This window comes from Frankia sp. CcMO1 (assembly GCF_977945845.1).
This window is the reverse complement of the sequence record NZ_CDWTMG010000188.1, coordinates 1-9,539: the sequence shown is the minus strand read 5'-3', so window position 1 is coordinate 9,539 and position 9,539 is coordinate 1. Positions and strand designations below refer to the sequence as shown.

5 protein-coding genes are annotated in these 9,539 nt (G+C 70.8%); 2 read left to right on the top strand and 3 right to left on the bottom strand.

Features of this window, described 5'->3' with window-relative positions; genetic code table 11:
- Positions 1-119: 119 nt before the first annotated feature.
- A complete protein-coding gene (gene glgX, locus AC08OU_RS18485; RefSeq protein WP_476605403.1) occupies positions 120-2,531 on the top strand; it encodes a glycogen debranching protein GlgX in 2,412 nt (803 codons plus the stop codon).
- Here the strand turns inward: glgX and glgP are convergent.
- Positions 2,528-5,086, bottom strand: coding sequence for an alpha-glucan family phosphorylase (gene glgP / locus AC08OU_RS18480; protein ID WP_476602053.1), 2,559 nt, complete (start codon positions 5,084-5,086; stop codon positions 2,528-2,530). The genes glgX and glgP overlap by 4 nt on opposite strands.
- Before the next feature lie 133 nt (positions 5,087-5,219).
- A complete protein-coding gene (gene acs / locus AC08OU_RS18475) occupies positions 5,220-7,214 on the bottom strand; it encodes an acetate--CoA ligase (RefSeq protein WP_476605402.1) in 1,995 nt (664 codons plus the stop codon).
- Positions 7,215-7,620: 406 nt separating this feature from the next.
- Here acs and AC08OU_RS18470 point away from each other — a divergent pair, with 406 nt between their 5' ends.
- Positions 7,621-8,397 (top strand): enoyl-CoA hydratase/isomerase family protein, encoded by a 777-nt coding sequence (locus tag AC08OU_RS18470; protein WP_476591825.1) that lies wholly within the window; start codon positions 7,621-7,623, stop codon positions 8,395-8,397.
- Positions 8,398-8,461: 64 nt separating this feature from the next.
- On the opposite strand, the gene AC08OU_RS18465 is transcribed toward AC08OU_RS18470, so the two are convergent.
- A complete protein-coding gene (locus AC08OU_RS18465) occupies positions 8,462-9,394 on the bottom strand; it encodes an endonuclease/exonuclease/phosphatase family protein (protein WP_476602310.1) in 933 nt (310 codons plus the stop codon).
- Between the last annotated feature and the right edge of the window lie 145 nt (positions 9,395-9,539).

The window sequence follows — 9,539 nt, the reverse complement described above, 5'->3', positions numbered from 1 at the left end:
CCCTAGCAGGGGTCGTCGTCGGCGCAGCCGTCCTCCTTCTTTTGACGTCATCCCCGGCCTGTTCCACGGCCACCGTGTTTCCCGTGCTCCGGAAAAGGGGATCGGTTAGCGTCGCCAAGGTGTCCGACACCGTGAAGACCACCGTCTCACCGGACATACCGGCATCCCCGGGCGTACCGGCGCCGACCGCCTCCGGGCTCGCGCCGGGGTGCGCGGTGCCACTGGGCGTGACCTGGGACGGGTCCGGGGTGAACATCGCTGTCGTCGCCCCCGGGGCCGAGGCGGTCGACTTCTGCCTGTTCGATGCCGACGGCCGCGAGACACGCCATCGACTTCCGGAGCGTGACGGCGGGGCGTGGCATGGCTATCTGGCCGGCGTCCGCCCCGGTCAGCGTTACGGCCTGCGGGCACACGGTCCCTACAACCCGGAGCGGGGCCAGCGGTACAACCCGGCGAAGCTGCTGGTCGACCCCTACGCCCGATTGGTAGCCGGGACGCTGCGCACGGACCCGGCGATCTACGGGTTCGGTGGCGGCGACCCCTACGGCTTCGAACCGGACCCGCGGGACTCCGCACCGTTCGTGCCCCGCTGCGTCGTGACCGGGCCCGGGCGGGCGCAGCGGGGCCCCGCCGGGACCAGGGACTCCGGATTCGGGGACCTCGGGATCGGGGACCCCGGATCCGGGAGTGGCGGTTCGACGGGTCACGGCGTACATCCGGGCGTACATCCGGCGGACAACCGGCCCACCATCCCCTGGTCGGACACGATCATCTACGAGGCGCACGTACGCGGGCTCACGAAACGTCACCCGGGCCTGCCGCCACGGTTACGCGGGACGTACGCCGGGCTCGGCCACCCGAGCGTCCTGGCGCACCTGCGCCGGCTCGGCGTCACCGCGATCGAACTGCTGCCGGTGCACGCCTCGGTCTCCGAACCGGCCCTGCTCGAGCGCGGAAAAATCAACTACTGGGCCTACAACACCCTGGCCTTCTTCGCCCCTCATGCCGGGTACGCGGCCACCGACGACCCGATCGGCGAATTCCAGGCGATGGTCGTCGCCCTGCACGCCGCCGGCATCGAGGTGATCCTCGACGTCGTCTACAACCACAGCGCCGAGGGCAGCGAGCGGGGCCCGACGCTGTCCCTGCGCGGCCTGGACAACACGACCTATTACCGGGTAGAGCCGATGGATCCCCGGCGCTACCGTGACGTGACCGGCTGCGGCAACACCCTCAACACGTCCTCACCGCACGTCGTGCGGCTGATCTGCGACTCGCTGCGGTACTGGGTGACGGAGATGGGCGTCGACGGGTTCCGGTTCGATCTCGCCACCGCGCTCGCCCGCAATCCCGACGCCTTCGACCCCGCGGCAAGCCTGCTGACCGCCATCCACGCCGACCCGATCCTCGCCACGGTGAAGCTGATCGCCGAGCCGTGGGACGTCGGCTGGGGCGGGTACCAGGTGGGGGGGTTCCCGGCCCCCTGGGCGGAGTGGAACGGGCGGTTCCGCGACACCGTGCGCGACGTGTGGAACAGGCACACCAGCGGCGTCGCCGATCTGGGCTATCGGGTGTCCGGCTCGTCGGACCTGTTCGAGCACGGCGGCCGACGCCCCTGGGCATCGATCAACTTCGTCACCGCCCACGACGGCTTTCCCCTGGCCGACCTGGTCTCCTACAACGAGAAGCACAACGAGGCCAACGGCGAGGGCAACCGGGACGGCGAGGCGGACAACCGCTCGGCGAACTACGGGGTGGAGGGCGCGACCGACGACCCGGTGATCCTGACCATCCGCCGCCGGGTGCGCCGGGGACTGATCACGACGCTGCTGCTGTCCACGGGCGTCCCGATGCTGCTCGCCGGCGACGAGTTCGGTCGCTCGCAGGGCGGCAACAACAACGCCTACTGCCAGGACAACGCGGTGTCCTGGCTCGACTGGCCGACCGACCTCGCCGGATCGGTGGACGTCGCGGAGCCGGACCACGCCTACCCCGACCCGGCCGGCCCCGACCCGGCGCTGTGCCGGCTGGTGGGCGGGTTGGCGGCACTGCGCTCCGCCGAGCCCGTGCTGCGCCGGGGGCGGTTCTTCCACGGCGGCCAGTCGGCACCCGGGCGACTCGCGGACATCACCTGGTTCCGTGCGGACGGGGCGGTGATGTCGGTGGCGGACTGGAACGCCCCGCGGGTCGCGACGCTCGTGGCCCATGTCGCCGGCAGCCCCGTCGCTGAGGATCCTGCCGGCGGGCGGGGGACGCACGATCGACCGGCCCACGGCACTGGCCTGGTGTACGTGTTCCATCCGGATCGCGGCGACACCGTCGTCACCCTGCCCGGTGCCCCCTGGGCGGCCCGCCACGACCTGCTGCTCAATACCGCCGACGACGATCTCGCCGGATTCCCGGCGACCGTCGCGGTACCGGGAACCAGCTATGCCGGCGGCGAGTCCCTGACCGTGCTGGGCCACAGCGTGCTCGTCCTACGAGCCCATCCCCCCGGCACGGCGGCTTCGCCGCGGTGCGGGGACCCCTAGGGGTTGGTAACCAGGCCCAGTTCGGTGATGCTCGCGGTGAGTGCGTGCCGGGGCAGCACCCGCACCGTGTAACCGAAGGGTCCGGTGCGCCCGAGCGGGATGGTGCCCTCGTAGCGGTGACCGCCCTCCCCTTCGCCAACCGGCTGCAGGAACAGCGTCGAAGGATCCAGGATCCGGTCGGTCTGGTCGATCCGGCCGTAGGAGGCGAGGACGTCGACGTCTTCGAGGGCCAGCTCACCGAGGTCGATCGTGGCCCGCACCACCAGCGACTGGCCCACCTGAGGGGTGTCACCGAGACCAGCGGAGTCGACGTTGAGCACGCGGACCCCGGGCCACGCGGCCTGCACCCGGCTCTTCCAGGCGGCCAGGTCCCGGGCCCCGGCGAAGCCGCCGGCGGCGGCGGCCCGGGCCGAGACACCGGCCGGCACGTAGTATCGCTCGACATACTCCTGGACCATGCGGCTGGCCAGGACCTGGGGACCGAGAGCCGACAGGGTGTGCTTGACCATCGCGGCCCAGCGCCGCGGGATGCCGTCGCCGGGCTCCGAGTCGTAGAAGCGGGGGGCGACGGTGTTCTCCAACAGGTCGTACAAGGCGACGGACTCGATGTCATCGCGCCGGTCGGGGTCCTCGACCCCGTCCGCGGTCGGGATCGCCCAGCCGTTCTGGCCGTCGAACATCTCGTCCCACCAGCCGTCCCGGATGGACAGGTTCAGGCAGCCGTTCAGCGCGGCCTTCATCCCCGACGTGCCGCACGCCTCCAGCGGACGCAGCGGGTTGTTCAGCCAGACGTCCGATCCGGAGTACAGGAAGCGCGCCATCCCGATGTCGTAGTCGGGGAGGAAGACGATGCGCGACCGCACGGCCGGGTCGTCGGAGAACTGGACGATCTGCTGGACGAGCTGCTTGCCACCATCGTCGGCAGGGTGCGCCTTGCCGGCGATGACCATCTGGATCGGCCGCTGCGGGTGCAGCAGCAGCCGGCGCAGCCGGTCACGGTCCCGCAGCATGAGGGTCAGCCTCTTGTAGGACGGCACGCGCCGGGCGAAACCGATCGTGAGGATGTCCGGATCGAAAACCGACTCCACCCACTCCAGCTCACCGGGTGCCGCGCCGCGCTCGAGCCAGGAGGCCCGCAGCCGGCGGCGGACCTCGGTGACGAGGCGTTCCCGCAACTGCCGCCGGGCGGCCCACACGACCTCGTCGGGCAACGCGGAGATCTTCTCGAATCCGGCCGCGTCGTCGGAAAGCAGGCCCGGGCCGGGCTCGCGGTCAGCAAGCTCGATGATGGGCCGGGACACCCAGGTCGGGGCGTGCACCCCGTTGGTCACCGAGCCGATCGGGACCTCGGCGGTGTCGAAACCGGGCCACAGCCCCGCGAACATCTCCCGGCTGACGATGCCGTGCAGCTTGCTGACGCCGTTCGAACGCTGCGCGAGCCGCAGACCCATGTGGGCCATGTTGAAGACGTTGGGGTCGGCTTCCACCCCGAGCTGCAGGATCCGCTCGACCAGCACACCGGGCCAGCCGTTGTCCCCGCCGAAATGGCGGGCGACCAGGCTGCGAGGGAACCGGTCGATGCCGGCGGGGACGGGGGTGTGGGTGGTGAACAGCGTGCCGGCGCGGGCGGCTTGGAGCGCCTCGTCGAAGCTGAGCCCGTTCTCGACGAGCTCCCGGATCCGCTCCAGGCCGAGGAAGCCCGCGTGCCCCTCGTTGGTGTGGTACACCTCGGGCTCCGGAGTCCCGGTCACCGCGGCGTAGGCGCGCAGCGCACGGACACCCCCGATGCCCAGCAGCATCTCCTGGAGCAGCCGGTGGTCGGTCCCGCCGCCGTAGAGCCGGTCGGTCACCCCCCGCTCGGCCGGCTGGTTGTCCTCGACGTCCGAGTCGAGCAGCAGCAGCGGGACCCGTCCGACCTGCGCCTTCCAGATCTGCGCGTGCAGCGTGCGACCCTCGGGCAGACCGACGGCCACCTTCACCGGCATCCCCGCCGGATCGGTCAGCTGGGCCAGGGGGAGCCCGTGCGGGTCGATGCCCGGGTACCGCTCCTGCTGCCAGCCGTCCCGGGACAGCGACTGCACGAAGTACCCGGCCCGGTAGAGCAGGCCGACGCCGATGATCGGCACGCCGAGGTCGCTCGCGGTCTTGAGATGGTCGCCGGCGAGGATGCCGAGGCCGCCGGAGTACTGCGGCAGCACCTCGGTGATACCGAACTCCGGGGAGAAGTAGGCGATCGCCGACGGGGCGCCTTCGGCCTTCCGCTGCTGATACCACAGATCGGCTGTCAGGTACTCCTGGAGGTCGTCCGCGACGTCGGTGAGCCGGCGCACGAACCGGCGGTCGGCGGCCAGCGCGAGCAGCCGGTTATGATCCACCTCGCCGAGCAGGCGGACCGGGTCTCCCTTCGTCGCCCGCCAGAGCTCCGGATCAACAGACTCGAACAGGTCCAGCGTCTCGGGATGCCAGGACCAGCGAAGATTCAGGACTAGTTCCCCTAGTGGAGCAAGCTGCCCGGGGAGCTGCGCACGGACGGTGAACCGTCGGAGGGCTCTCACGAAGACGTGAGCCTAGACAGTGCCGGCGACGTCGACACACCCGGGTGCGGCCAGCTGGTCCCGGCCGGGAAACAACTGTCATGTCGACCCGATGACAGCCAGAATTGTCCGGAACCGGGGACCGGAACCGCTCTTACTCGCTGTCTCGGGCGGTGCCCACCTTGGCCGCGAGCGCGGCCATCACCGCGGGGTCGCGCAAGGTCGTGACGTCGCCGAGTTCCCGGCCTTCGGCAATGTCACGCAGCAACCGGCGCATGATCTTACCGGACCGGGTCTTCGGCAGGTCGTCGGCCCAGATGATCCGCCGCGGCCGGGCGAGCTTGCCGATCCGCCTGGCCACGTGCTCGCGCAGCTCGGCCTCGTCGCCCGAGCGGTCACCGGCGAGCGTCACGAACGCGACGATCGCCTGGCCGGTCTGCTCGTCGTACTCTGCGACCACCGCCGCCTCGGCGACGGCCTCATGGGCGACGATCGCCGACTCCACCTCCGCGGTGGACAGCCGGTGCCCGGACACGTTGATGACGTCGTCGATCCGCCCGATGATCCAGAAGTAGCCGTCAGCGTCGAGGCGCGCGGCGTCGCCGACGACGTAGGTCGACGGGCCGAAGCGGGAGAAGTACGTCTTGACGAACCGCTCGTCGTCCTTGTAAAGGGTGCGCAGCATGGATGGCCATGGCTTGGTGATCACCAGGATTCCGGTGCCCTCGGTGACCGGCTCGCCGTCCTCCGAGAGCAGCGCCGGGCTGATACCGGGCAGCGGCAGGGTCGCCGAACCCGGCTTGGTCGACGTCACGCCGGCCAGCGGCGAGATGAGCACGGAGCCGGTCTCGGTCTGCCACCACGTATCGACGATCGGGCAGCGACCACCGCCGATGACCACGTGGTACCACAACCATGCCTTCGGGTTGATCGGTTCCCCGACCGTGCCGAGTACCCGCAGCGAGGACAGGTCGTGCCGACCGGGATACCGCGCGCCCCACTTGATGCACGTACGGATCGCCGTCGGCGCCGTGTAGAACACGGTGACCTTGTACTCCTCGATGAGCCGCCACCAGATGTCGTAGTCGGGGTAGTCCGGCGCCCCCTCGTACATCACGCTGGTCACGCCGTTCGACAGCGGGCCGTAGACGATGTAGGAGTGCCCGGTGATCCAGCCGACGTCCGCGGAACACCAGTAGACGTCGGTGCCCGGGTCGATGTCGAAGACCGCCCGGTGAGTGTAGGTGGCACCGAGCAGGTAACCCGCGGTCGTGTGCAGGATCCCCTTCGGCTTCGCGGTCGATCCGGAGCTGTAGAGGATGAACAGGGGATGCTCCGCGGACAGCGGTTCCGGCGGGCAGTCGGGCGCCGCCGCGGCCAGCAGTTCGTGGTACCAGACGTCCCGGCCCGCGGTCATCGGCGCCCCGGTACCGCCCGGCCCGGGCACGACCACAACGTGCTCCAGTGCCGGGAGGTCACCGAGCTCCGCGTCGACGGCGGCCTTCACCGGCGCCGTCCGCCCTTTGCGCCGCGCGCCGTCCACGGTGATCAGCACCTTGGCGTCGGAGACCTCCATCCGCTCCCGGACCGCGGACGGCGCGAAACCACCGAAGACCACGTTGTGGACCGCGCCGATCCGGGCGCAGGCCAGCATCGCGACGGCCACCTCGGGAATCATCGGCAGGAAGATCCCGACCACGTCGCCGGCGCGCACGCCGAGCGAACGCAGCCCGTTCGCCAGCCGCTGGGTGTCGGCGAGCAGGTCCGCATAGGTGACGGTGCGCCGCTCTCCCTCCTCCCCGTGCCAGTGGAAGGCCACCCGCTCGCCGCGCCCGGCCGCCACGTGCCGGTCCAGGCAGTTCTCCGACAGGTTCAGCGTCCCGTCCGCGAACCAGGTGTAGAAGGGCGGGTTCGAGTCGTCGAGTACCTGCGTGAACGGCGTGTGCCAGGTCAGCAGCTCCTCGGCCTTGCGAGCCCAGAACGCGTTCGGGTCCGCCTCGGCGGCGGCCCGGTCGGCGTCCATCGGCCGGCGCCGGGTGAAGGCCGCCGACGGGTCGAAACGCTCCACTGACAGCAGGCTCTCCAGGGTCGCCTCGAGATCGGCGACGTTCTCGAGACCGGTCGGGACGCTGACACCTGTGTCGGCCACGGCTCCTCCTGGGTCGGCTCGGGACGAACAGCACGGTCATACTCTGCCCCTCGGTCTACCACGAAGGCCCGTCAACTCTCAGGAGTTGCGCGGCAGGTTCCGGCGGTCGGCAGGTTCCGGGAGTGGGAGGGGACCGACTGGTGGCCGACAGTTGGTAATGTCCGCTACTTCCAGTTAGGGGCTAGTGCGCCGGCTGGAACCAAGTGATCCCCGAACCCGATCGGGAGATGATTGATGAAGATCAGCTCGTGTCGGCCTATCGTGACGACCGACACCTACAGCGACACCGAAACCATCCTCAAAGCCGGCGCCGTCGACGATCTCGGCGGGCGGGGGCGGGGTGGGGAACGCCGGGGTGCCGGACGCCTCGCCGGTCGTCGAGGGGCCTGAAGCGGGAGGAATGCGGATGAGTGTGGTGCGGCTCGAGGTTGACGGCGGGATCGGCACCATCCGGTTAGACCGGCCGCCGATGAACGCGCTGGATTCCACGGTCGCCGCGGAGCTGCGGACCGCCGCGGTCGAGGCGACCCGGCGGTCGGACGTCCGCGCGGTGGTGCTCTATGGCGGGGAGAAGGTGTTCGCCGCCGGGGCCGACATCCGGCAGATGGCGCCGATGGGTTACGCCGAGGTATCCGCCTGGGTGGGCGATCTGAACTCCACCTTCGAGGTCGTGGCCCGGATCCCGAAGCCCGTGGTCGCCGCGGTGACGGGCTATGCCCTGGGCGGCGGGTTGGAGCTTGCCCTGTGCGCGGACGTGCGGGTCCTGGCCGAGGACGCCCGGGTCGGCCAGCCCGAGATCCTGCTCGGAGTGATCCCCGGTGCGGGGGGCACCCAGCGGCTGCCGCGCCTGATCGGCCCGTCCCGCGCCAAGGACCTCATCTTCAGCGGCCGGCAGGTCCGGGCGGCCGAGGCCGCGGAGATCGGCCTGGCCGACGCCGTCGTTCCCGCGGGTGAGGTGTACGTGCAGGCGAAGCGGATCGCGGGCCGGTACACGAACGGCCCGGCGATGGCGCTCGCGGCGGCGAAGCACGCGGTCGACGACGGCGCGGAGATCGCGCTGGCCGAGGCGCTGCGCCTGGAGGCGGCGCTGTTCGCCGGGCTGTTCGCCACCGAGGACCGGCGGATCGGAATGGAGTCCTTCCTCGAGAGCGGGCCCGGCAAGGCCGACTTCATCGGCCGCTGACCGGAACCCCGTGCGGTGCCTGTGGTAGAGGTCCCCGGATGGCGCCGAAGGCGCCATCCGGGGGCTACCGCATGGCCAGGTCGGCGATGACCGGCCGGTGGTCGCTGCCGAAGTCGCCGCCGACCTCGAAACCCGTCACCGCAAACGCGGGTGAGGCCAGCACGTGGTCGATGCGCAGCACGGGCGGCAGGATCAGGCTCTTGGAGTTCCAGGTCGGTTGCCACCCGCCGCCGACGACGTCGTGCGCGTCGCGTACCCCCGAGCTCACCAGCCGGCGGAACGGCCGGTGGTCCCGGGTGGCATTGAAGTCGGCGGCCATGACGACCGGCAGCGTGGCGTGCTCGAGTTGCGCGCGCAGCGTGTCGAGCTGGGTCCGCCACTGGTCGGTGTAGGCGCTGGTCGTCGGTGAGATCGTGTGCACCGCGTACACGACGAAGCGTCGACGCTCATCCACCTCCACGGTGGCCCGCAACGACATCGATCCGCCGACGACCGGGGCCGCGGCGTCGTGCAGCGGGAAGCGGGAGAACACGGCGGCGCCGAACGCACCCGGCTCCGGGTACACCTCGCGGTACCGGTAGCTCGCCAGCGCCCCGGACGAGGTGACCCGCGCTAGGGTGAGCGGGGAGAGCTCCACGAGGACGAGCACGTCCGGGTTCGCGGCGCGGATCTGCGTGCCCAGTCGGTCGGCGCGGTCGTTGTAGTAAAGCAGGTTTGCCGACATCACCCGCAGGCGCGCGGCACCCTGCGGGGCCTCCTCGGCGCCGCCGGGGAGAACCTCGGGCAGGGTCCAGAACAGATGGATGGCGATCAGGGCCATGGAGATGATCATCAGCAGGTTGCGGCGGAGTGCGAAGGCCACCGCCACGGTGGCGTAGGCCGGGAGGTAGAGCAGTTCGGTCCCGGCGTTGATCGCGGAGTAGGGCCAGCCCACCGCATCGTCGAGATGGGCCAACCGGCCGAGGGCGACCCCCCGAGCCTGGCCGCTGTGACCCACGCGACGATCACGACCAGGGGGCGGACCGGGAAGGCCGGGCGCGGCCGGGGCTCCGGGGCGGCGACCGGGATGTTCTTGTGCCGGGAGATGGGGTCGATGTCCGGCACGGCGGAACCGGACTCCTGCGCGGAACTCACTGCACTAG